General features: G+C 43.1%; 1 protein-coding gene. It reads right to left on the minus strand.

The genetic code is table 11. The features are described 5' to 3' along the window. On the minus strand, positions 1-685 hold a 685-nt coding region (locus R8O10_RS24800), incomplete at its 3' end, for a PAS domain S-box protein (protein ID WP_318191900.1). Between the last annotated feature and the right edge of the window lie 85 nt (positions 686-770).

The raw sequence follows: 770 nt of genomic DNA on the forward strand, positions 1-770 counted from the left end.
ATAGCTCTTGAACTTTATCGTCACAAGCGGTTACGGTACTCAGTACTTCTTCAATCATGGTGCGAAACTCATTAAGAGAATGTTCTGCGCCGCAGAAGTTTGATGTAGCTTCTTCGCTGGCATTTCTCGCGATAAAAGAAGAGTCGGCTATCGCTTGAGAGATGTTTAAATCCCTTTGAACTTTATCAGTGATGTCAGATGCAAATTTGACGACTTTGATGACGTTGCCCAACGGATCGAAGATGGGGTTGTAAGTGGCTTCAATGTACACTTTGTCACCTGAGGCTGAACGCCTTAAAAATTGTCCGGACTTAAACTGGCCGGCGGCGAGATCTTTCCAAAAGCCGGGATTTTCTTGGTAAAAATCGTCAAAGCAAAATAGTTTGTGATGTTTTCCTTGAACATCGCTCAACTCGTATCCCAAGGTTTTTAAGAAGTTTTGGTTGGCGGTCAGAATGTATCCTTCATGGTCGAACTCAATCGTGGCGAGAGACAGATCTAACGCATTCAAAATGGCTTCTTTTTGCTCTGATTCTAGCCTCTGTTGTGTCACGTCTGACGCGATCTTGACTACTTTTTCAATTTGTCCGTGTTCAGATTCAATGGGAAAGTAACTGGCTTCAAGTACCAGTCTTTCACGTTGCGAGGTTAGACGCTCAAACGTACCGCGCTTATGCTTACCCATTTTTAAATCATCCCAAAATTGTTGGTATCGAGGGGATTGAACATAGCCTCGGTCACAGAAAATCGAATGATGTTTTCCAACAATC

The organism is Vibrio sp. 1727 (assembly GCF_033344415.1).
Lineage (GTDB): Bacteria > Pseudomonadota > Gammaproteobacteria > Enterobacterales > Vibrionaceae > Vibrio > Vibrio alginolyticus.